Source organism: uncultured Desulfovibrio sp. (genome assembly GCF_944324525.1).
Taxonomy (GTDB): domain Bacteria; phylum Desulfobacterota; class Desulfovibrionia; order Desulfovibrionales; family Desulfovibrionaceae; genus Desulfovibrio.
Genome location: NZ_CALUWS010000001.1, coordinates 75,546 through 96,848, shown reverse-complemented (window position 1 = coordinate 96,848; position 21,303 = coordinate 75,546). Strand labels below are relative to the sequence as shown.

Annotated in this window: 19 protein-coding genes; 9 read left to right on the top strand and 10 right to left on the bottom strand. The window is 62.4% G+C overall.

Annotation, left to right across the window (positions count from 1 at the left end; all coding sequences use genetic code 11):
• Positions 1–11: 11 nt before the first annotated feature.
• Positions 12–1,658: a phosphoglucomutase gene (locus Q0K12_RS00420; RefSeq protein ID WP_297259400.1), complete on the top strand. Its 1,647-nt coding sequence runs from the start codon at positions 12–14 to the stop codon at positions 1,656–1,658.
• A gap of 431 nt (positions 1,659–2,089) precedes the next feature.
• Here the strand turns inward: Q0K12_RS00420 and Q0K12_RS00415 are convergent, their stop codons facing one another.
• Complete coding sequence (locus Q0K12_RS00415; RefSeq protein ID WP_363315603.1) at positions 2,090–3,139, bottom strand: pseudouridine synthase; 1,050 nt, start codon at positions 3,137–3,139, stop codon at positions 2,090–2,092.
• 1,037 nt (positions 3,140–4,176) lie between these two features.
• On the opposite strand from Q0K12_RS00415, the gene Q0K12_RS00410 reads away from it, so the two are divergent.
• The 3 genes from Q0K12_RS00410 (at position 4,177) to Q0K12_RS00400 (ending at position 6,190) form a co-directional block, all read left to right on the top strand.
• Entirely contained in the window at positions 4,177–4,716 is a 540-nt protein-coding gene (locus Q0K12_RS00410; RefSeq protein ID WP_297259399.1) for a hypothetical protein, read from the top strand.
• Between the two features lie 230 nt (positions 4,717–4,946).
• Positions 4,947–5,162, top strand: a complete 216-nt coding sequence (gene rpmB / locus Q0K12_RS00405; protein ID WP_297259397.1) for a 50S ribosomal protein L28 — start codon at positions 4,947–4,949, stop codon at positions 5,160–5,162.
• Between the two features lie 80 nt (positions 5,163–5,242).
• On the top strand, positions 5,243–6,190 hold the full coding sequence (locus Q0K12_RS00400; protein WP_297259396.1) for a rhomboid family intramembrane serine protease: 948 nt from the start codon (positions 5,243–5,245) through the stop codon (positions 6,188–6,190).
• Between the two features lie 134 nt (positions 6,191–6,324).
• Here the strand turns inward: Q0K12_RS00400 and Q0K12_RS00395 are convergent, their stop codons facing one another.
• The 5 genes from Q0K12_RS00395 to Q0K12_RS00375 form a co-directional block, all read right to left on the bottom strand.
• Positions 6,325–7,242 (bottom strand): manganese-dependent inorganic pyrophosphatase, encoded by a 918-nt coding sequence (locus Q0K12_RS00395; RefSeq protein ID WP_297259394.1) that lies wholly within the window; start codon positions 7,240–7,242, stop codon positions 6,325–6,327.
• A 205-nt stretch (positions 7,243–7,447) separates the two neighbouring features.
• Positions 7,448–8,425, bottom strand: coding sequence for a tyrosine recombinase XerC (locus tag Q0K12_RS00390; RefSeq protein ID WP_297259391.1), 978 nt, complete (start codon positions 8,423–8,425; stop codon positions 7,448–7,450).
• A 113-nt stretch (positions 8,426–8,538) separates the two neighbouring features.
• Positions 8,539–9,867, bottom strand: a complete 1,329-nt coding sequence (gene dprA, locus Q0K12_RS00385; protein ID WP_297259389.1) for a DNA-processing protein DprA — start codon at positions 9,865–9,867, stop codon at positions 8,539–8,541.
• A gap of 54 nt (positions 9,868–9,921) precedes the next feature.
• Complete coding sequence (gene ybgF, locus Q0K12_RS00380; RefSeq protein WP_297259388.1) at positions 9,922–11,100, bottom strand: tol-pal system protein YbgF; 1,179 nt, start codon at positions 11,098–11,100, stop codon at positions 9,922–9,924.
• A gap of 8 nt (positions 11,101–11,108) precedes the next feature.
• On the bottom strand, positions 11,109–11,327 hold the full coding sequence (locus tag Q0K12_RS00375) for a hypothetical protein (RefSeq protein ID WP_297259386.1): 219 nt from the start codon (positions 11,325–11,327) through the stop codon (positions 11,109–11,111).
• Positions 11,328–11,433: 106 nt separating this feature from the next.
• On the opposite strand from Q0K12_RS00375, the gene Q0K12_RS00370 reads away from it, so the two are divergent.
• Positions 11,434–12,351: a hypothetical protein gene (locus Q0K12_RS00370; RefSeq protein ID WP_297259385.1), complete on the top strand. Its 918-nt coding sequence runs from the start codon at positions 11,434–11,436 to the stop codon at positions 12,349–12,351.
• A 449-nt stretch (positions 12,352–12,800) separates the two neighbouring features.
• On the opposite strand, the gene Q0K12_RS00365 is transcribed toward Q0K12_RS00370, so the two are convergent.
• The 4 genes from Q0K12_RS00365 to Q0K12_RS00350 form a co-directional block, all read right to left on the bottom strand.
• Positions 12,801–14,183, bottom strand: coding sequence for a response regulator (locus tag Q0K12_RS00365; RefSeq protein WP_297259384.1), 1,383 nt, complete (start codon positions 14,181–14,183; stop codon positions 12,801–12,803).
• 439 nt (positions 14,184–14,622) lie between these two features.
• Positions 14,623–15,018 carry a hypothetical protein gene (locus Q0K12_RS00360; RefSeq protein WP_297259382.1) on the bottom strand — a complete coding sequence of 132 codons (396 nt, stop codon included), beginning with the start codon at positions 15,016–15,018 and terminating at the stop codon, positions 14,623–14,625.
• A gap of 474 nt (positions 15,019–15,492) precedes the next feature.
• Positions 15,493–16,737: a glycosyltransferase gene (locus Q0K12_RS00355; RefSeq protein WP_297259380.1), complete on the bottom strand. Its 1,245-nt coding sequence runs from the start codon at positions 16,735–16,737 to the stop codon at positions 15,493–15,495.
• Positions 16,737–18,002: a glycosyltransferase family 9 protein gene (locus Q0K12_RS00350; RefSeq protein ID WP_297259378.1), complete on the bottom strand. Its 1,266-nt coding sequence runs from the start codon at positions 18,000–18,002 to the stop codon at positions 16,737–16,739. Before Q0K12_RS00350 ends, Q0K12_RS00355 begins: the two co-directional genes overlap by 1 nt.
• 137 nt (positions 18,003–18,139) lie before the next feature.
• Here Q0K12_RS00350 and Q0K12_RS00345 point away from each other — a divergent pair, with 137 nt between their 5' ends.
• Genes Q0K12_RS00345 through Q0K12_RS00330 form a run of 4 tightly spaced genes read left to right on the top strand, consistent with a single transcriptional unit; the run spans position 18,140 to position 21,280 of the window.
• Entirely contained in the window at positions 18,140–18,820 is a 681-nt protein-coding gene (locus Q0K12_RS00345; RefSeq protein WP_297259376.1) for a bifunctional precorrin-2 dehydrogenase/sirohydrochlorin ferrochelatase, read from the top strand.
• A complete protein-coding gene (gene ccsA, locus Q0K12_RS00340) occupies positions 18,807–19,634 on the top strand; it encodes a cytochrome c biogenesis protein CcsA (RefSeq protein ID WP_297259374.1) in 828 nt (275 codons plus the stop codon). Before Q0K12_RS00345 ends, ccsA begins: the two co-directional genes overlap by 14 nt.
• 9 nt (positions 19,635–19,643) lie before the next feature.
• On the top strand, positions 19,644–20,945 hold the full coding sequence (gene hemA / locus Q0K12_RS00335; protein WP_297259372.1) for a glutamyl-tRNA reductase: 1,302 nt from the start codon (positions 19,644–19,646) through the stop codon (positions 20,943–20,945).
• The gene (locus Q0K12_RS00330) at positions 20,945–21,280 is read left to right on the top strand and encodes a hypothetical protein (RefSeq protein WP_297259370.1); all 336 of its coding nucleotides are present in this window, start codon (positions 20,945–20,947) and stop codon (positions 21,278–21,280) included. Before hemA ends, Q0K12_RS00330 begins: the two co-directional genes overlap by 1 nt.
• Positions 21,281–21,303: the final 23 nt, after the last annotated feature.

The window sequence follows — 21,303 nt, the reverse complement described above, 5'->3', positions numbered from 1 at the left end:
AGGAGGAAACTATGTCCCTGCATCCCCACGCCGGGCAGCTGCCCACGCCTGACATGCTGACTGACGTTCCCACGCTGGTCAGCGCCTATTATACCGACTTTCCCAGTCCGGCCGAGGCATCCCAGCGGGTCAGCTTCGGGACATCGGGACATCGGGGCTCATCCCTCGACCTGAGTTTCAACGAGGAACATATCTACGCCATCACGCAGGCGGTCTGCGACTACCGGGCCAGCCACGGCATCAAGGGACCGCTCTTCCTCGGCGGAGACAGTCATGCGCTTTCCCAGCCGGCCTTTCGTTCGGCCCTGGAAGTGCTGGTCGCCAATGACGTCCATGTCTTCATCGCGCCGGACGGGGAGTATACCGCGACCCCCGTCATTTCCCACGCCATCCTGAGCTGGAATGCCGCCAACGCGGGCAGCGCCCAGGCGGACGGCATCATCATCACGCCTTCGCACAATCCCCCGCGTGACGGCGGCTTCAAGTACAATCCCCCGCACGGCGGCCCGGCGGAGACTTCCGTCACCCGCTGGATAGAGCGCCGGGCCAATGAACATCTGGAAGCCAGCAACCGCGCCGTGCAGATCATGCATTACCGGGCGGCCCGCCATTCCTCGCGGGTCAAGGTCTACGATTTCACGGCCCGGTATGTGGATGATCTTGCCGACGTGCTGGACATGCCGGCCATCGCCGCTTCGGGGCTTTCCCTTGGGGTGGATCCGCTGGGTGGGGCAAGCCTGCCCCTGTGGGAACCCATCGCCCAGAAGTACGGTCTTGCGCTGAAGGTGGTCCACAAGGAGGTGGATCCCTCCTTCCGCTTCGTGCCCTGCGACAAGGACGGCAAGATCCGCATGGACTGTTCGTCCCCCTACGCCATGAGTCGTCTGCTGTCCTTGCGCGACAGCTTTGATCTGGCCTTTGCCTGCGACCCGGACGCGGATCGCCACGGCATCGTGACGCGTGACGAACTCATGAACCCCAATCATTTCCTGGCCGCTGTCTGCTGGTATCTCTTTCGGACGCGTACGCAGTGGAGCAAGGGCAGCGGCATAGGCAAAACGCTGGTGACCAGCGCCATGCTGGACAGGGTAGGGGAGGAACTCCAACGGCCGGTGGTCGAGGTCCCCGTAGGCTTCAAATGGTTTGTCCCCTACCTGCACAGCGGTCGCTGCGCCCTGGGCTGCGAGGAAAGCGCCGGCGCTTCTTTCCTGACACGCGACGGCAGACCGTGGAGCACGGACAAGGACGGCCCGCTGCTTTGCCTGCTGGCGGCGGAAATGATGGCCAGGGAAGGCAAATCCCCGTCGGCCGTTTACGCCGGTCTGACGGAACGGCACGGCGCGCCCTGCTACCAGCGCCTTGATGCCCCGGCGGACGCCAAAGTACGCAGCCTGCTCAAGGGGCTGACGGTGGAACAGGCGGACATTCAGGAACTGGCGGGCGAGCCGGTGGAGAGCGTCATCACCCACGCCCCGGGCAATGACGCGCCCATTGGCGGCATCAAGGTCATCACCCGCAGCGGTTGGTTTGCCGTGCGCCCGTCGGGTACGGAACCCATTTGCAAAGTCTATACGGAAAGCTTCGCGGGCGAGGAGCACCTGCACCGCCTGCAAAAGGATGCCATCGATTTTCTGAACCGTCTGCTCCAGCAGGCATAAGCGGCACGGCGTAGAACCTCTGCAGGCTCTTCCCCCGAACAATGGGAATTCGGGATACACTCCGAATCCCACCACGGGGGAGGGGCCTTTTTCTTGCCAAACACTAAGGGGACGGCCTTGTGCCCTGCCGGGCACTGACCGTACCTTTCCTAGACCTGTAAACACTATTTACAGCCTGTTGGGGGGAAGAAGAACCCCTCGCTCTGCTGTCTTACGGCCTAACAGGCACGGCCCTATGGGCCGCCTTTCGGTCGCCGTCGGCGGGGGAGGGGTTCCCCCTTCCCCTCAAGCCCCCATCCCTTGCCCAGCGCGCTTTTACCAAGGGTAGCGTCGGGAACACGAGGCGACCCCGCCCCCAAAAACAAGCGGAGCGTGTACGGACTAGTTGTCTTATCTATTTAAATTATTTGTTAATCTTACATTGACAGACTCTAGCGCAACCCCACCACCCGCCGCAAGGTCACGAGTTCAGCCTCTTCCAGCGGACGATAATGTCCCGGCGCAAGCGTGCCCAGCTGCAGCGGGCCGACAGCCACCCGCCGCAAGCGCAGGATCGTCAATCCCAGATCCCGGCACATGCGCCGGATCTGCCGGTTGACCCCCTGCCGCAGGACCATCCGCAAGAGCGTACAGCCGGAGGCCGTGCTGCGTGCCGTCACTTCCACGGGGAGCAGTTCCTCACCTTCCGCCAGGCGCATGCCCGAACGCATGGTCTGCAGGGCCTTCTGAGTCACCACATTGCGCACCAGCACCTCATACAGCTTGGGCAGATGATGGCGCGGATGCATGAGGCGCTGCGCAAGGCGTCCGTCATTGGTCAGCAGAATAAGCCCCTCGGAAAAGTAGTCCAGCCGCCCCACAGGGAACAGCCGTACCCCCGGAAACTCGCGCGCCACGAGGGAAAGCACGGTCTGACGTCCCTGCGGGTCCGCGGCCGTGCTGACCACCTGAACAGGCTTGTGCAGCATGAGGTAGAGCATTTGCTGTGCGCGGGCGAGCGGCTTGCCGTCCACGCACACCGTATCGTCCAGAGAGATCCGCCGCCCGGCCTGCCTTTCCACCTCGCCATTGACGCTGACGCGCCCGGCAAAAATCAGTTCATCCGCCTTGCGCCGGGAACAGCACCCGGCCTCGGCGATCACCTTGTTCAGCCGGCGCTCAGAGGACAGAGGAGGCCGGCGCGACGGACGCCGCCAGGCAAGAAGCTCCTCCCGTCCGGCCTGCCGCCAGGAAGAGCGGGCGGAGTCGCCGCCATGATCCTGCTTCGGAGAAAGCGAGGAGGGGAGGGGAGCGAGTTTTTTGTCCCCTGAGGAAAGGTGGTCAGCGCCGACTTCCACTTTTTCCGCCTTTTCCGTCAGGGCACGCTGGGCGGCCTCCTCGCGCTTCCGCCGGGCCTGCCGCTGCCATTGGTTCGCGGCGTCCGCCAGAGGATGGGTCCCGACGGATATTTCAGCCTCCTTTTTGCTTGTGAACTTATTCACTTTTAACGGATCTTTTTTCTTCCATGCCTTTTGGGCATCGTTCTGGTGAGGCGATCTACCACCTTCCAGACAGGCGTCCTGCCTGTCTCGCTGACGCGTCGAGCGATCGCGCGCCGCCTGACCATCATAGTCGGTGTGGCTCCGTTTTGCCTCCCGGCGAGGCCTGCGTCCGCAATCCGCCGGAACCGCCGCATCCGGCTGACACGGAGCTGCCCCCTCGGACGGACAAAAGGGCGCAGGGCACGATAACAGTGCCGCATCGTCAGCGGAAGACCCGGCAGAAGGAGAAGGAGACGGTTTCGGCGCAGCCGCCGCGCGAGGCGGACGCCGCCGCACGGCACGGCGCAACAAGCGAGATCCCATAGAACATACCTCATGAAGCTGACATGACGCCAGAAAGAACACGCCTAGCGCCAACCCGAGTTTTGTGCCCAAGTTGGCGGGACAGGTCAAGAAATTTGTGCCCAAGTTGGCGGGACAGGTCAAGAAAGAGGAACGAAGGTTACGCGAGACAAAACATACAACCCTACGAAATTACACGATTTTTTATGTCAAAAGTTTACATAATTATCATTATGAGACAAATAAAATACGTTTTGGGCAATCATGAGGAAACCCCCCTTCGCCCCTCATTTTCCACCTCATTCCGGGTCCATATTTTTGGCCAAACGCCATAAGGCATCCCATCCATTTTTGCCCATCAAACAGTAGCATGTCTCACCTCAAAAATGAATGCTTCCCTGAGAGGGTCATTCGTTGCCCCCCTTTTGCGTACATCTCGCACCGCCTTCTTATATGCAGTACATCAAAAACTACTCTCACGCCTTCTTGTCCTCGCATTTGCTGTTTTTATAAAACTGTATTGAGCCCTCTTTTGTCTTTGGCTCAATTTTGAATCTTTTTTCCCCATTGACACCCCTGACGCTTTGCTTTCTAGTGGACTCCCCACCGAGGCAGAAAATCCATTCCCGGCCTGGACAGCGCCTGCGTGCGCATGGCCGCAGCCGATACTCCTTCAGCATGCAGGTTATCCCACGATGCCCACTCCGTCCCTGCCACCCCTTTCGCCGCAGCGCCATAAGGAACTGCGGAACCGCCACCCCTTGTACAAGCGCCTTTCAGGCGAAAGCGTCTGGGTCTTTCTGGAGGAACTCGGGCTGGATGAAGCACAGTGTGAGCTCTTCATGGATGCGTTCTTCCGCCAGATGGACCACATCCTCGCCTGCATGGATGCGCTGGAAAGCGACCCCCGCCAGGCGGCCCGCATCACCGGCAGCGCGGAAGCCTGCTGCACGGCATGCGCCGCCTGTACGGGAAGGCGTCTGCTGCCGGACAGCGATCCGGCCTATGGCGATCTGCTGCCGCCTTTCGGTATCGGCTGCCCTCTGCTTCTCCAGCTTGAGGACGCCGGTACGACGCCGCAGCGGGACGACGTGTCGGCTCTGCCCCATGCACGCAGGCCTCTGCAAGAGGAGCATTCCGTGCTTTGCGCCGGTCTGGCGGCAGATCCGCAGGGTGGGCTTGAGCGCTTTCTTGAGGCGCTGCGCGAACTCCCTTCCGCCGCTGTCCCCGCCTAGCCTTCCATTAAGAGGACGTATGACGGATAGTCCATCATTCATGATTTTTTTCACAAGTAGGTCCCGCAGCAAGAAAATTTGGCGTGCGGAAAAAATTCTCCTTGCTTTTTGACGCGGCATCCCCTATATACACGCCTTGCAAGGTCATGGTATTCCCGTTGCGCCATGACTCCGACGGCAAGACCGGATAGTTTTGTAACATCAGTTTTTCTGTATATACGGAGGATACCATGAGCAAAGAATGCGCTTTCTGCGGCAAAAAGCCTCAGGTCGGCAATCTTGTGAGCCATTCCAACATCAAGACCAAGCGTCGTTTCAACCCGAATCTTCAGCGCGTGCGCCATCAGTTCGCTGATGGGACCGTCTGCACCCTCTCCGTCTGCACCCGCTGCATCCGTTCCGGCGTCGTGACCAAGCCGGTCGTGAGCAAGAAGGCTGACGCCTAGGTCTCTGCTTCTGTCCTACAGGCCCCGGCAGCAATGCCGGGGTTTTTTTGTATCCAGGCCTCCTCACCCGTTCAACTGCCGTGCGACCGTATCAGCGTCCCCGCCGCTATCGACTGCGCCGACGTCCGCCTGTCCTTCCGGCCTTCTGGCGTCGCCTCACTTCCCCCAAGGGATTCACCGACTATCTTCAGAAACGCGAGTGGGAACTCCTCTTCAGCGCACGCGGCATCCCCTACCGCTTTGACAAATTCTCCGGGCGGGAACATCTCTATGTCCCTCCTCTATATGAAGACATTGCGCGCTATGAGCTGGAGGCCCTTTCCCGCGAAGCGCAAGAGCCCTCCCCTCCCCCGCCGGCCCTTCCGGCGCATGCGCATGCGGGATGGACCGCCCTGCTGCCTCTTTTCCTGGTTCTCTGGCACGGCTGGCGGGAAGGCTGGTGGCGCTGCCCCTTCCCGTGGCCTGACGCTTCCCGCTGGTCTTTTTTGGGGGAGCTGGACAGCGCCCGCATTGCCGTACATGACGAATTCTACCGCTTCAGCACGGCCCTGACCCTGCATCAGGATGCGCCGCACCTCTGGGGCAATGTCCTCTTCAGCCTGATATTTCTGCCGCTGCTGGGACGTGCCGCCGGGACAGGTCATGCTCTGCTGATCTGCCTGCTGGGCGGGACCATCGGCAATGTGGCCAATTACCTTTTCCGTCAGCATGCCTTTGTCAGCCTGGGGTTTTCCACGGCTCTCTTTGCGGCGCTTGGCGCTCTGAGCGGCATGGCGACCCTCTATCAGCGCAAAAAGGCGCTTATCCCGCTGGCGGCGGGCATGGCGCTCGTCTCCATGCTGGGCACAGGTGACGAAGATGTAGATTACCTTGCCCACTGCTGCGGTTTCGGGGCAGGCTTCCTGCTGGGCATGCTGGAAGGCGCGCAACGCCGCTTCGCACCGGCATGGCTACTGCCCCAGTCCGCTGCCTGGCTGCTGGCCCTGCTGCTGCCGCTGCTTGCCTGGTGGCGGGCATTCCTCGCCTGATCCCTTCTGCCCGGAATCCCTCCCGTGAAAGCGGGAGGTTTTCTTCATACAAAAAGCCCCCCGCCCAAACAGCGGGAGGCTCTTGCCTGAAAACATCCTATCACGCTTGCGGTGGGCAGCGCCGAAAAGATCTCTTACTTGAAGGCCTTTTCAAAATTGGGCACGACCTGCTTCTTGCGGCTCATGACGCCATCCAGCCAGACCGTATCGCCGGACAGATTCACGCCGAAGGCCTTTTCCACCACGGAGGGATCATCGGAAGCCAGCAGCAGTTCCGAGCCTTCCTTCATGATATCGGTCAGCAGAAGGAAGACGCTGTGGCGTCCGTCAGCCTTGATGCGGGCGATCTCCTGCTTGAGCCCGTCCTTGACGCCATCCAGCAGAGAGAGGTCCACCACTTCCAGCTGGCCGATGCCGACCTTCTTCCCGCTCATGTCAAAATCCTTGAAATCACGGTAGACGAGGTCGTGCATGCTGGCGCCGTCCACGGCGCTCTTGACGCGGAACATCTCCATGCCCAGCGCCATCACATCTTCCACGCCGGCAATGGCGGCCAGCTTGGCCACGGCTTTTTTGTCCGCTTCCGTACAGGTGGGCGACTTGAACATGACGGTATCGGAAAGGATGGCGCAAAGCATGCCGCCGGCGATGCTGCGCGGGATCTCGATGCCGTAGAATTCATACATGTTGGCAAGCACCGTATTGGTGCAGCCCACGGGCCAGATCCAGGCTTCCAGCGGGAGGGAGGTGGTGATGTCGCCCAGCTTGTGATGATCCACGATGCCCATGACCGTGGCGCTGTCCATCCCCTTGGGGGCCTGGGCCAGATCGGAATAGTCCACGAGGTAGAGCTCGCGCCCGGCCACGTCATCCACGATCTGGGGAGCCGTCAGCCCGAAACGCTCCAGAACGAAGGCCGTTTCAGGCGCAGGCTTGCCCTGCGCGGCGGGAACGACGTCGAGCCCCCGCTTGGCGTACAGATCGGCGGCGGCAATGGCGGAAATGATGCTGTCGGTATCGGGATGCAGATGACCAAGAACGTAGGCGGACATGATGACTCCTTGCAACGCTTCCCGCAGGAAACGGTGATATGTGATTTTTCCGGGCGGCGCTGACGACCTGCCCGTTCCACGTCTTTGCAATATTTTGACGCGGATTGCAAATCCCGCACGTGCCGGGGCTCTCCCCGCTGGCGGAAAGACTCATGGGAGCGCCCCCTGACGGCAAGAGACAGGGGGGCATGCGCTCTGCCCGTCGTTAACCGTCCCCGTCCTTGCGGACTGGGGCGGACGGCATCGCTTCCGGTTCCCCGTCCGACGACTGGGCCTTGGGATGCGCGGCGTCATACACGCGCATCAGATGCTCAAGGCTGACCTGCGTGTACCGCTGTGTGGTGGTCAGGCGGCGGTGGCCCAGCAATTCCTGCACGCTGCGCAGGTCGGCCCCGCCGTCCAGCAAATGCGTGGCAAAGGAGTGCCGCAGGGCGTGCGGCGAAAAATGCCTGGCCACACCGGCGAGACTGCCCAGACGCTCCATGCTGCGCAGAGCTTCCCGGCGCTGCATCCGCCTGCCGCCGCGCATGCCCACGAAAAGCGCCGCCTCCCCGTCCGCCGCCAGCAGCGTCCGGTCGTCCAGCCATTCCCGCAATGCCGGTACGCATGTGTCGGACAGGGGCGCCATCCGCTCACGATTGCCCTTGCCCATGACGCGCACCACGCCCGCCGTCAGCTGCACATCATCCACGTTCAGGCCCAGAGCTTCGGAAATGCGCAAGCCCGACCCATAGAGCAGTTCGGCCAGCGCCTTGTCCCGCGAATGCCGCAGGGGATCGCCGTCCATGCCGTCCTCGGCGTCCAACACGGAAAAGATCTCATCCACGTTGAGCACACGGGGCTGATAGCTCTCCTGCCGGGGATTGCGCACGGCTTTTGCCGGATTTTCCCCCACCTGCCGCATGCGCAGGGCGTATTGAAAAAAGCTGCGCAGCGCGGCCAGCTTGCGCGACATGGATGAGCGGGCTTCTCCCCGACGGAAAAGCTCGGCCAGAAAGGACTGCACATCCCGCCTGTCGATGCGATCCAGCCGTTCCGGCGTCCTCCCCTGCTCGGCAAGGAAGCTCATGAACTGCCGGATATCGGTAAGATAGGCGCGCACCGTGGCGGCCGAAAGGCCTCGCTGCGTCTCCAGCCACAGATGATAGGGAGCAAGAAGCGCCTCATACTGCCGCGACAGCATGGCCTCTTTCTGCTCTCCAGAGCGCGCGGCCTGCCCCGCCTCCTCTGCGGGCGAACGCCTTGTCTCCTCCCGGGGAAGAAGACTTTCTCTTTTTCGTCCCCGCCGTGCGGCCGTCATGACGTCACCTCATAGCGTGCGCCGGGAAGACGGCGAACCTGTCCGGAAAGTTCCAGCTCCAGCAGCAGCGCGGCCAGACTGGCCGGGCGCACATGCAACCGCTCGGCGAGCGCATCCACATGGAGCGCCCCCTGCCGCAACAGCCGCACGACCTCGGCCGCCTTCCCCACTGGGGCGGAAGGCTGTGCCGCTGGCGCTTCCGTACCGGCTTCGGCCAGGACTTCACCGCCGGTCGCCGGCGGACGGCCATGCTTCCGTTGCGGCGGCACGGCGGCATGGCCCGCGGCTGCGGAAGAGGCTTTGTCCGGCGCATGGACGGAGCCGGACGCCGCAGAGACAGCCTCCCCGGAGCCGGCCGCCTCCTGACATGACGAATTTTGGGCCGCCTCCCGCAGCAGAGCCTGCTCATCCAGGACAGGCCGCTCGATCCCGTAGGGGCGCAGACGCTCCAGAAGATCGCACAAAATATCTTCGGCGGAAAAGACGGCCCGCGCCCCCTGACGGATCAGCTCCTGCGCGCCGCAGCACTGTTCATCCAGGGCCGGACCGGGAACGGCATAGACCTCCCTGTTCTGCTCCAGCGCCGTGCGGGCCGTGATCAGGCTGCCGGAACGTGTGGCCGCCTCCACCACAAGGATGCCCAGCGAAAGCCCGCTGATGATGCGATTTCTGACGGGGAAGTTTTCGGGCAGAGGGGGCGTGCCCGGCGCGAATTCGGACAGGAGGAGACCGCCCTCCTTTTCCATGCGGGCAAAAAGGCCGGTATTGCGCTGCGGGTAGATCCTGTCGATCCCCGTTCCCAGTACGCCGATGCTGCGGCCGACTTCCCGCAGGGCGGCGTCATGGGCGCTGGCATCGACGCCCTGCGCCATGCCCGAGACGATGCTGATGCCGCAGGCGGCGAGGCAGCGGGCCATGTGGGCCGCCACCCGGCATCCCTGTTCCGAAGCCTTGCGCGCGCCGACCACCGCCAGGCAGGGGGCGCGCAACAGGCTGACATCCCCCCGGCAATACAGCAGGATGGGTGCATCCGGCAGAGTACGGAGACAATCAGGATACAGAGGGTTGTTCCAGAGCAGGATTCCGGCGGCAAGACGGCGCGCGGCATCCCACTCCCGTCTTGCCGTCGTTCGCCAGGACCCGGAGGCCATCTCCGCGGCGAGCGTCGAATGCTTTCCCGCTGTGCGCCACAGATCAAGCTGCTGCAGAGCCTGATAGGCGCTGCCGAAACGCCTTACAAGCGAGGCCTGCCGTCGCGGGCCGATCCCCCGGCAATGACGCAAGGCGAGGCTGGCCCAAAATTCCTTGCGGCCAGCCTCGTCCAAATCTTGCCACTGCGGGCAACAGCCTATGGCATTCTGTGACAACGTACGCTCAGATTAACGGCCGATGCCGCTAGAACGGATCTTGCTCGCGGCTTCGGACTTGGGGAAGAGCGCAAGCACCTGCTGATACTGCTGACGAGCGCCCTGCTGATCTCCCAGACGGCTCATGGTCATACCAGCCTTGAGCATGGCGTCGGCACTCTTATGGTGAGCGGGATAACGGGTGCTGACAGCCTGGAACTGGCCGAGGGCTTCCTGAAGCTTTCCTTGCGAATACAGGGCTTCACCGATCCAGTATTCGGCGTTGGGCGCAAGCTTGCCCTGCGGATACTGCTGGAGGAACTGACGAAAACGTTGGATGCCTTCTTCCGTACGGCCGCTGCGCACCACCTGCAACGCTGCCTGATACTCGGCGTTTTCCGTCCGAGGGGAAGACGAAATGGCCGGGGTGGACGTAGCGGAGGGGTACGGCTGAGGCTGCACCGCCGGCATCGTCGCGGCAGGCGCACCCTGGGCAGGCTGCGCGCCGCCCATGCTGGGCAGCTGAGGAACGGGGACCGTCGCATCGCCCCTGCGCGAAGCGGGCGTACCGGGCGTCACCGAAGCGGGAGAAGGCGCGGGCTGGCTGGCCGCAGGCGCGGCAGCCGGAGCGGGCGCCGGCGTCGCAGCGGGAGCGGGAGCCGGGGTCGTGGCGGGCAGCGTAGCCGGAGCCATGGCCGGCGGCATGCCGAGAGCGGAGGCATCCTTGGGCTCTTGCGCCTTGGCGGGAGCCGGAGCGGCCGCCGGGGCGGCAGGAGCGCGCCGCGGCGCGGCGGGACGGCGTGCCGTCGAACCACCCGGGAAGGGGGCCGGCTTGCTGGCGGGATTGATCACCCGCGAAGCCGGAGCGCCCTGCTTGGCCTTGCTCGCCTGCGCGGCGGGCGCCGCCGGAGCGGCGGCAGGCGCGGCAGGTTCACCGCCGGGGTTGCGCAACTCGCTCGGAGTGGGGTTATACACCGGGACAGCCACCATGGATGTTTTTCCACCGCGGCGGGTACGGATTTCATAGGTCGTTTCGCTCAGGGTGGTGAGACGCCGGTCAAGAGAATCCACACGCTGAGCAAGCTGAGAGATCCGCTGTGAATTTTCCAGGACGCCGGTCCGGTTTTCCACCGTCGCATCTTCCAGCTGGCGATAGCCGCAGCCACTGGTAAGAACAAGGCAAGCCAAAGACAGGGCTGTCAATTTATTCATTTTTCCCCTCACTCCTCTTCAACAGGAAAAAACCAAAACTTTAAGTTTTTCTTTAAGAATACCTCGGCCCAATGAGGCGTTCTTCCAGTAAGAGATAAAGAAATTTCCTCGGCAAGGCAAGCCTTTACCCCCATGTTGCGCCATTTTCCAGAAAAAAATTCGAGAATTTCTTTATTTTTTTGCCAAGGGCCTGTCAGCCTCTTGCGACCATGCGTTTTTTCAGGCACAAAGTCCCTGTTCTCTTGTATGGGGGCGGCGGCATGCCCGCATGGTTTCCCCTCCACGTTCTTGCATAAAGGCGGTCGTATGCAGGCGTTCCTTGCCGATAATCCTGTGCTTCAACATATCCTGGATGTGGCAGCCGTCATCATCCCGCTGTCCATGCTCTTTGCCTTCTGCGGCATCTGCATCCTGACGGTATCCGGCGAAATCCTCAGCCTGCGGCGGCGGCGCAGCTTTTACGGAAAGTGCGCCATGCAGCTGTCCATGCTGGGGCAGGGGCTGGGCTGGACGCTGCTTGTCGGCGGACGCGTCTGGCTCTATTTCCTCGAGCAGGATATCCCTAGTGAGAGCTTCCTGATCAACATCCATGAAGTCAGCTGGATGGTGCTCGGCCTTTCGGTCATCTTCAGCTGCATTTACTTCCTTTTATGGAAGGCGCTGGCCCAGTATCCCGGCATCCATATCGGCGTGGGCGTGCTCAGCGCACTCCAGGGAGTGCTTGCGCTCCTGCTTGTCCTTGTCTGTCTGCGGATCGCTGCCGTGGGCAGCCTGCCGCATGCGGAAGAGATCACGCTACTGGAAGTGGTGCTCCCCGTATGGGGGACGGACTACGCGACCAGCCTGTGCTATGTCCCCTTCCTCCTGCTGGCCATGCCGGCTGCCTTCGGCTGCGTCTGGCTGCTGCTGCGCCGTAGCAAGGACGATTACGGACGGGATCATTACAATACGGTCGTTCCCTGGTGCGCCGCCTGGGCACGCAATGCCTGGGGAGCCGTCTGGCTGCTGCTTGCTGTCGCCAGCGGGCTGGAGATCAGCCGGCTGCTGGGCGAGAAGGATTTTACGGCGGACGCCGTGACGGCCGGGATCCGGGTCCTCCTCTGGCTTATCCCACTCCTGCTCTGGTTCATGGCCGCACGCAGCGAGACCCCGCTGCGCCACAAGGCCGGACTGACGGTCAGCCTGGTGTTGAGCTGCCTGTTCATGCTGCCTTTCTTCATGGGCCTGGGCAGCTGGACGCCCCTCCCCTGATCGTGATGACAATTGCGGGAGAGAGTTTCTTCCTGTCCGCCGCCGGCAGCAAGCTGCCGGCGGCTTTTTTTAGAGCGTATCGCTTTTGAAAAAGACAAAACGCAATGCGGGGCAGCACCGCCCCCCGGCCGAAAGCACACGGGGAAAACCATATTTTTCCGTGAAACGGCAGGCCCGCATGGGGCTTGAAAGAAAACGCAAAGCCTTTCACACGGGAAAAGCTTTCTATTCGACAGCATGCCGGACCTTTCCCCGGCGAAACGCTCCGTTCCGCTCCGATGCCAACCAGTAACGGGCGGCACGGAAACTTCTTTCCACTGCTGACGCGACAGGGGCTATCTATAGAGACAAGGCAGACATGGCGACTCCGCAGAAGCGGCCTTTTTCCTGCATGCAAAAAGCCCCGACCTTGCGGCCGGGGCTTTGATGCTGGCAACGTGCGGCAGACGCTAGACGACAGGCGTTTCCGCCGCCTTCATCTGGGCCAGCAGCTTCTTGGCGGGTTCGTAGTCGGGATCAAGCTCAAGGGCGATCTCCGCAGCCTGTTTGGCCTTGTCCTTGCTGTATCCCAGCGACAGCACCTGTGCCATATTGTAGGCCACCACGGGCGACGTGCGGGGAAGGCTGGAGTTGAGCCCCAACGCCTTGAGCATGAAGCGATTGGCGTTCTCGTATTCCTTGCCTTCGGCGTGGGCCATGGCGATATTGTAATACAGCTCGCTGGAATTGGGAGCGATCTGCAGCGCACGCTTGTATTCCACGATGGCGTCAAGCCACCTCCCCTGCTTGCGCAGGCATATGCCCAGCTGATTGAAGGTGGTGAGGTCATCCGCCGTAAGATCCTTGCCCTTGAGCTCAAGACATTTGCGGAGATACTTTTCCGCCTGAGCCGGGTCCTTGTCCTGCAGGGACATGGCGATCTTTTCCGACATGAGCGCCACCTGCTGCATGGCGTTTTTATAGGCACGGTTGACGGCGCCGTCAAAAAGCTTCTTGGCCTCGTCCATGTTGCCCATTTCCATCTGCAGCTCTGCCATTTCCACCTTGCGCTGGGCATTCATGGGGGACAGCTCGTCCAGCCGCTTGAGATACTCAAGCTGCATGTCGGTCTTGCCGTCTTCCTTGGCCAGATCCACCAGTTTCTGCAGGGGCTCCAGGTAATCCTGCGAATACTTGCAGGCGCGTTCATAGGCCACCTGGGCCTTGTCCCTGTTGCCGGAGACGCGCAGGGCGTCCCCCAGCACCACATAGCCGGAAGCGCTGTCCGGTTTGACCTTGAGCACGCCCTGCGTGATCTTGATGGCCTCGCTGCTCACGTTCTTGATGACGAACTTGCGCGCCTTGTCGAGCAGCTGGCGGATGGTGCTCGGCTCGCGCAGGGTGACGGCCATCTTGTCGATAAGATCGATGCTGCTTATGGGCTTGAGGATGAAGTTGTCCGCGCCGGACTCGTAAAGCAGCATGATGCGTGCCTTTTCCGAGGTGGTCGTCATGGCGAAGATGCGCAGGTCAGGAAAGCTTTCCTTGAACTGGCGGACCATGAAGCTCGTTTCGCCCGAGCCGCTCATGACGCTTTCGATGAAGAGCGCGGGCCGCTTGTGGGCGGCGAAGGAGTCCGTGATGGCCTTGAGCAGCTTGCTCGGGTCAGGAACGAAGACGACAAGCTCGGAGGCCGGCAGGCCCATTTCCTTAACGGTCGCACGCAGCAGGCTCAGGATGGTCGGATCGTCCGACAGGCAGAGAAGCTGTCCATTCCGTTTGGTAAAGTACTCGCGAATAATCGATTTCTGCTTGTTCTGCTTCTGTTTTGTCTGAAAATCTGCAAATGCCATTCTCTGCTCCCGCGTACATGGATTACATGACTCGTAATCCGGTAAAACGAAGCCTTACCGGAACAACCGCCATACGTCCGCCTCAGGTAACCATGAAAATTTTCGTTTGCCGCGCCCGGCACGAAAACAGGATGATCTCCGCCGGTATCGAGCGGAACATTTTTCCCGGCACGATACTTGCATAAAATTAGCGTATTGCAATTTTTTCATCGGATTTGACATGCGGCACACGACGAAACATTTCAGCGCATCCCTCTGCGGGCACAGCAGCGAATCCCTTCTGTCAAAAAAAGGGGAGAAATCTCCCCTTTTCGCAAGAAACTGCTGCTTTTCCCCGATGAAAAAAAGCAATTCTCCCCGAACCAGAGGATATGGGGAGAATGCCCTCATCCCTGTCGCCGCATCCTGCGGCGCGGCAAAAGCATGTTGTGCAACTCTGCTAGGCCTGAAGGGACAAGGCTCCATGCGCAGGCTGGGCATACGCCCGGCCGTAGGTCTCATTGCGCTGGGCAACCTTGCCGCCAAGAGCTGCATTGTTAAAGAACTGCATCTCGCTTTCGCTCAGATATTTGCGGGCGGTATACAATTCAAAAAAATTTTTTTCTTCCTGGCTCAGCACGGAAGAAGGTTCCCGGGTCATCACGTCCTGTTTCAGGGGAAGGACGGCTCCCGGGCCCATGACCGCAGCCAGCTGAGAATTGACATTTTCCGCTGCCTGCAGGCCTGCCTGTGACTCGAATGTCTCTGCGAACGAGCTGCCCCCCGCAGCCTGCCGCGAACGCGACGCCTCTGAAGACGTCTGCGCATGAGACATCCCAACGCTGTTGATGTTCATAACTCCCTCCCAAAACGTTTCCTGTACCCTACGCACTTTTGCAGGAAAAGGCCAGCTTGAGGGAACTTCTTTACATTTCGATACGTTATAAAAAAATCAAGATGGCGTACAAGGTTTTTTACTTTTTTTTATCTAATAAAATCAAAATGTTAAAACTTTATACCTTTTCTAGATTTTTTTAAAATTGTACATTTTTTTCTGCGCCCGCCGACGTACCGCAGGGACACATCCCCACGAAAAGACATATATTTTAATAGGTTAATTCAAAAAATATTTTTTCTCACGCAAAAAAACCTCCGTCCCTCTCATCATCCGGCATTTTATCATGCCGAAATCCTTATTTTTCTGAGATAGCACGGCAAGGGGAACGCCCCCATAGCGAAGGCGCAGCTATGCCGCCCGGCAGCGGCGATGCGCGCCGGATGACTCCCGCAAGTCGTGGGCAAGGGAGCGGGACGACCCGCTCCCCGCGCATCAGGCACCCCGGTACTGCCGACGCCACTCGTCCAGGAAGAGGATGGCCGTCTCCACATCGCTCAACGCACCACTCTGCCGGCGCAGCGTGTGGACGACATTTTCAAAGGATGCCCCGGGCCCCAGCTCCAGCCGCTGCAGCAGCTCCAGCAAGGGGGGAGCAATGGCCGCCTGTTCCGCTTCCGCCTTCCAGGGGCCGAACTGTTCGGCCACATAGTCCAGCAGCCGCTGCATGCGCTGCGCATAGGTATGCTCGGCCAGAACGCGCTCCCTGGCCCGCCGGCAGTACCGCGCCCGCTCGTCGGGATGAGAGAGGAAGAAGTCTATCTTTTCGTAGAGCTCCGCCTCGGAATCAAAGCAGGCCAGCTCGTCTTCGGCAAAAAGTTCCGGCAGGAGGCGGCGTCTGTCCACCAGCTGGAAGGCCCCCATGCTCGCCAGCTCAAATGTTCGCGGATTGACGAAATCCCCGTGGCTGACCAGCGTCTCCGTCTTCAGACTGGAATGCAGGTTCAGATTGATGCGTGAGGCATTGTAGATCTTGACGCTCTCCTCCTCACCGATGCGCTGCCCCTGACGCTGGATGCAGGGGGCAAGCACGCTCTCCCCTTCCCAGTCCGAGCCCCAGATCTTGAAGTTGCGACCGGCCAGCGGCCGGAAGGCCAGCCGGCGGTTGGGGTAGCCTGCGCCAAGGAAGCCGATGTCCGCGCCGTACTCCCGCTCTTCCTCCGCGGACAGAGCCAGCGGCCTGTGGAATTCGGGCAGAGCGGCCAACGGCAGATAAGGGGCGTGCGGCTGCCCCGCGGCGGCAAGCTTTTCCTGGAAAGGATCCTTCTGGATGACGGCAAAAACATCATAAAGAGGCGCATAGGTCTGCCAGTAGTCGAAGATCTGCCAGTCTTCCACAAACCACATGGCCGTCCGCACCCCGGCCTTGCGCAGCTTCTGAAGAGTGAGCCGGTTCAGCGGGGCCTGCGCCAGCGCCAGGACAAAGGCCGGTTCAAAGTGTTCCACCTGCGCCCAGATCGCCTGATTGAGCACCTGAAGGAAGGAATTCTCCAACGGCCCCAGGGCTGAAGGGGGAAGCTCCAGGTTTTTCAGACCGGTAAAGGCGGAATGGAAGGCCGGCGCGTCAAAGATGCGCACGGCATGCCCCATGCCGCTCAGGGCTTTGGCGCAGTACCGGCCGATGGGCAGAGAGCCGCCGTACAGCGGCAGGACGACAAGGATACGCAGCGAGGGCGTCATCAGCTATACCTCCGGGGGGGCAACATCCAGTCGCTGTCGGCACGCAGCCAGCGACGCACGGTTTCTTCGGCAGCGGCATCAGCGCGGGGGACGCCGTCCGGCATGTCCTGCAGCGTCAGCCCCAGCCATGCGGCGAGTTCCTGACGCGCGGCGCGGCGCAGGCCGGCCTGGGCGTCCCGCCCTGCCGCCAGCCGCAGCACGCAGCCCAGGGCATCCAGCCCGCTGGTCCAGACCTGCAGGCCGTCGGGGAGGCGGCTTCCGGCCGCATCCGCCCTGCCCTGCAGCAGCCCCACCAGCGCCCCGGGCAGCCGTTCGTCCTCAAAGGGACGCAAACAGCTCACGCCACGGGGACAGGGAGCCGACTCCAGACACGGCACGCAGGGAATATCCGCCTGTACGACGGTATGCCCCACCCCGTACGGGCCTGTTTCGTGCGCATAGGCCGAGGACAGGAAAAAGGCCAGCACCGGCACGCCCAGCGCGGCGGCCAGATGCATGATGCCGGTATCCGGCGTCACCAGCCGGTCCAGACCGCGCACCGCCTCCACGAGGGCCGGCAGATCGGTTTTGCCGCTCAGATCCTCCACATTGCCGAGCATGCGCGCCGGCAGCTCGCGCAGCAGCCGCCGGGCAGCGGGCCGCTCCTGCGCGGAACCCAGCAGACGCACGCGCGGCCCGCCCATGAGATCATGCAGCGTACGCACGATGCGCGCCAGCAGCGGCACCGGCAGGGACCGGCGGGATTCGCGGCCGGCCAGCACCACGCCCAGCCCGGCCCCTCCTCCTGCCGCCGGCGGATTGACCCGCTCCGGCGCTATGGGGTCCGGCGCGAAATGCCCCCAGTAGTCCACCAGATTGAGACTGCCGCAGGCTCGATGCTCCGTCATCCGGAAGGCCCGCCGGGCCCACGGCGACCGCTCGGGCCCGCCGCTGCCGGGCCGGTAGCCGTGCACCAGCTCCGGGGCGAAAAGACGGCAAAGGCTCGTGCCGGCCGACGAGAAATTGCAGTTGTAGACCGCCGTGAAGTCCAACTCATGCCAGGCGTGCAGCACTTCGCCGGCCTGCCGGGCCGCGGCGGCCGCATCCCGGGTGTAGAGCGGCAGGGCGTGCAGCCGGGCAAAGGGATAGAGCACACGGGCCAGCGGCACCAGTCCCGTATCCACGGCCAGATGCGTTTCCCCGCGCTCCGCCAGCGTCAGCAGGAGACGGCGCGTCTGCACGAGGTCCCCCAGACGGGCGGACTGGATGACAAGAAATCGGGGCATGGACATTCCTTTACCGTCACACACAACCGGACGGACAGCGTTCCAGCCTAGCCCAAGCCGTACGGAGAGGCAAGAAAAGCCTCCCCCGCCCCCCTTGCGCATGACGACGGCTTGCGTATACTGCCGCAGGGTGACGTATGAAATCCGACCTCTATCCTTTGTTTCTCGATCTGCATGATGCGCGCTGCCTCGTGGCCGGTCTGGGCGACGTGGGCTGCCGCAAGCTGCGGGGCCTGCTGGAAGCGGGAGCCGGTACGGTGCTGACCTTCGATGTCGCCGAACCGTCCGCCGAAGCCGCCGCCCTGCTGGCATCGCCCCAGGTGCGGCACGCCCGCCGCGCGTGCGCGGAGGAGGATGTGCGGGGCTGCCGGCTGGTCTTCGCCGCTACCGGCGACCGTGCGGAAAACGCCCGCATCGCCGCTCTGTGCCGGGCGCACGGCGTCCTCTGCAATTGTGTGGACGCCCCCGACGCGGGAGATTTTCTGGTACCCGCCCTTGCCCGGCAGGGAGAACTCATGCTGGCCCTTTCCACGGGAGGGGCCAGTCCGGCCCTGGCGCGCCGCTGGCGGCGGGAGCTGGAAGAATGGCTCGCGCCGCGTGTGCGCATGGCCCGGCTCATGGGCCGTCTGCGCCCCTGCGTGCTTGCCTTGTCCACGGACTCGCGGCAAAATGGAAACCTGTTCCGCAGCCTGGCGGAATCCCCCTTGCAACACTGGTTGCAGGACGGCGACATGCAGGCCTGCCGCGACTTCCTCGCGCAGAGCCTGCCGCCGGAACTGCATGCCCGCATACCGGAGTTTCTGCATGATCTCGCCTGAACTCTCCACCCTGCTCACCCTGTGCCTTTACGGGGCGGCCAGCCTTGCCGGCATCAGCGGCATGATGCTGCGCAGCGCCATGCTGCGCAAGGCAGGCTGCTGGCTGGCCGGCCTCGGTTTCCTCGTCCAGACGCTCATGCTGGCGCTGGGCTTCCACTCCACTCTGCCGGAAGGGCTCAGCCTGGGGGCCTACCTCCAGATGCTGGCCTGGTTCGTGCTGCTCTGCGGGCTCATCTCCCGTCTGCGTTACCGGCAGGAGGCCACCCTCATCCTGTCCGCGCCGCTGGCGCTCATCCTCTTCATCATGTCGGCCCCCTACCTTGCGGCGGTGGTGAAGATCCCCCCGCAGCTGAGCGCCCCCTTCTACGCCCTGCATATCGGCGCGCTCTTCCTCAGTCTGGGGCTGCTCACGCTGGCCTTTGCCGCGGGCTGCATCTTCCTTTTCCTCGAGGGGCGCATCAAGAGCAAGCAGGCCATGAAGGGCTTTTGGCAGGACATGCCCGCCCTTTCCCTGCTGGACAGGATCAACTCCTTTGCGGTGATGACGACCTTTCCGCTCTATACCCTGGGCATCGTCGCGGGGCTCGTCTGGGCCAAACCCGTTTTCGGCGCCACCTTCAACGGCGACCCCAAGGAGGTCATCAGCCTTGTCGTCTGGCTGCTGCTGGCCGCCCTTTTCCATAACCGGCTGACGCGGGGCTGGCGGGGCCGCAAGCCCGCCCGTCTTGCGGTCATCATCTTTGGCCTGTGCCTTTTCTCCATCATCGTGGTGAACACCTTCATGGAAACGCACCACGCCTTCATCAGGGGCTGATCTACCACCATGAACTGCGATCTTGTACTTGTGGGACTCAATCACCGCACGGCGGGCGTGGATGTGCGCGAACGCTTTGCGCTGGTCAATCACTGCTCGGCGGACAGCTGGGCCGTCCCCTGTGAAGGGGCCATCAGCGAGGCCATGATCCTTTCCACCTGCAACCGGGTGGAACTGCTGGCCGCCGGACACGGCGACATGGCCGAACAGATGCTGACCGACTGGGCGCACACCTGCAAGGCCCCTGTGGAAGACCTGCGCCCTTACGTCTACATCTATAAAGGGGTCGAGGCCGTACGCCATCTCTTCACCGTGGCCTCCAGTCTGGATTCCATGGTGCTGGGCGAGCCGCAGATCCTGGGGCAGCTCAAGACGGCCTACCGCAAGGCGGCGGCCTGCCATACCACGGGGCTCATCCTCAACCGGCTGCTGCACAAGGCCTTTTCCGTGGCCAAACGCGTACGGACGGAGACCGCCGTGGCTTCCAGCGCCGTTTCCATCAGCTACGCCGCCGTGGAGCTGGCCAAACGCATCTTCGGCGACATGCCCTCCCATCGGGCCATGCTGCTGGGCGCCGGGGAAATGGCCGAACTGGCCGCCACCCATTTGCTGCAGGCCGGCATTGCCGAGATACTGGTCGCCAACCGCACCCTTGCGCGCGGGCAGGAGCTCGCCCGGCAGTTCAACGGCCGGGCCATCGCCTTTGAGGCCATTGCCGCCCATCTCGTGGATGTGGACATCATCATCGCCTCCACCGGCTCGCCGGAACCGGTCATCCGCGCCCGCGACATCCGCAGCGTGCTCAAGGCCCGCAAAAACCGGCCCATGTTCTTCATCGACATCGCCGTCCCCCGCGACATCGACCCGGACGTCAACGGACTGGACAATGTCTATCTGTATGACATCGACGACCTTAAAGAAGTAGTTGAAGAAAATCTCGCTTCCCGCCGGGATGAAGCGCAAAAGGCCGCCGAGATCGTCAATGACGAGGTGGGCCATTTCGAGCAGTGGGTACAGGGGCTGGATATGCAGCCCACCATCGTGGACATCATCCAGCGCGGCGAACACATGGCCGAGGAGGAGCTTGCCCGCACGCTCAAGCGGCTGGGGCCGGTCTCCGACGAGGTGCGCGAGGCCCTGGACGTCATGGCCAAGGCGCTGGTCCGCAAGATGAATCATGATCCCATCATCTTCCTCAAGGAAGGCGCGGGCTCGCATGAAGGCAGCGCCTCGCGCATCAGCCTCATGCGCCGCATCTTCAATCTGGACGGCGGCACCTGTACCCGGGCCGCCCCGCGGGAGAAAAGCTGATGCGCGTCTATCTTGCGGAAGATCTGCCGCCGGAGCTCTGCCGCCGCCTGGCGGACTTTGCGCGGGAACGGGGTTATGCCTCCTCGCTTGAAGGGCTTTTCTGGCTGCCTGTGCCGGAAAGCCTCTGGTCGCCCCTGCAGCGGGAACATGCCGCCCGCTGCGGGCCGTACGTCGTCTCTCTGGAGATAGGCGAGGACTCCCTGCGTCTGGAACTGCTGGTACGCGCCCGCGACCGCCTGCATTGCGAGTGCATCGCTCCGGCGGACAGCGCCACCCGTCAGGCGCTCATCGACCGGCTGGAAGAGCTCATCAGCGAATGCGATCTGCCGCACTAGTCTGCCCGTCCCGTGCGCCCGGC

Bases quoted from the DNA above. Each gene is read 5' to 3' on its own strand.
- Q0K12_RS00420 (WP_297259400.1), top strand. From the start codon at position 12: ATGTCCCTGCATCCCCACGCCGGGCAGCTGCCCACGCCTGACATGCTG.
- Q0K12_RS00410 (WP_297259399.1), top strand. From the start codon at position 4,177: ATGCCCACTCCGTCCCTGCCACCCCTTTCGCCGCAGCGCCATAAGGAA.
- rpmB (WP_297259397.1), top strand. From the start codon at position 4,947: ATGAGCAAAGAATGCGCTTTCTGCGGCAAAAAGCCTCAGGTCGGCAAT.
- Q0K12_RS00395 (WP_297259394.1), bottom strand. From the start codon at position 7,242: ATGTCCGCCTACGTTCTTGGTCATCTGCATCCCGATACCGACAGCATC.
- Q0K12_RS00390 (WP_297259391.1), bottom strand. From the start codon at position 8,425: ATGCTGTCGCGGCAGTATGAGGCGCTTCTTGCTCCCTATCATCTGTGG.
- ybgF (WP_297259388.1), bottom strand. From the start codon at position 11,100: ATGAATAAATTGACAGCCCTGTCTTTGGCTTGCCTTGTTCTTACCAGT.
- Q0K12_RS00365 (WP_297259384.1), bottom strand. From the start codon at position 14,183: ATGGCATTTGCAGATTTTCAGACAAAACAGAAGCAGAACAAGCAGAAA.
- Q0K12_RS00360 (WP_297259382.1), bottom strand. From the start codon at position 15,018: ATGAACATCAACAGCGTTGGGATGTCTCATGCGCAGACGTCTTCAGAG.
- Q0K12_RS00355 (WP_297259380.1), bottom strand. From the start codon at position 16,737: ATGACGCCCTCGCTGCGTATCCTTGTCGTCCTGCCGCTGTACGGCGGC.
- Q0K12_RS00350 (WP_297259378.1), bottom strand. From the start codon at position 18,002: ATGCCCCGATTTCTTGTCATCCAGTCCGCCCGTCTGGGGGACCTCGTG.
- Q0K12_RS00345 (WP_297259376.1), top strand. From the start codon at position 18,140: ATGAAATCCGACCTCTATCCTTTGTTTCTCGATCTGCATGATGCGCGC.
- ccsA (WP_297259374.1), top strand. From the start codon at position 18,807: ATGATCTCGCCTGAACTCTCCACCCTGCTCACCCTGTGCCTTTACGGG.
- hemA (WP_297259372.1), top strand. From the start codon at position 19,644: ATGAACTGCGATCTTGTACTTGTGGGACTCAATCACCGCACGGCGGGC.
- Q0K12_RS00330 (WP_297259370.1), top strand. From the start codon at position 20,945: ATGCGCGTCTATCTTGCGGAAGATCTGCCGCCGGAGCTCTGCCGCCGC.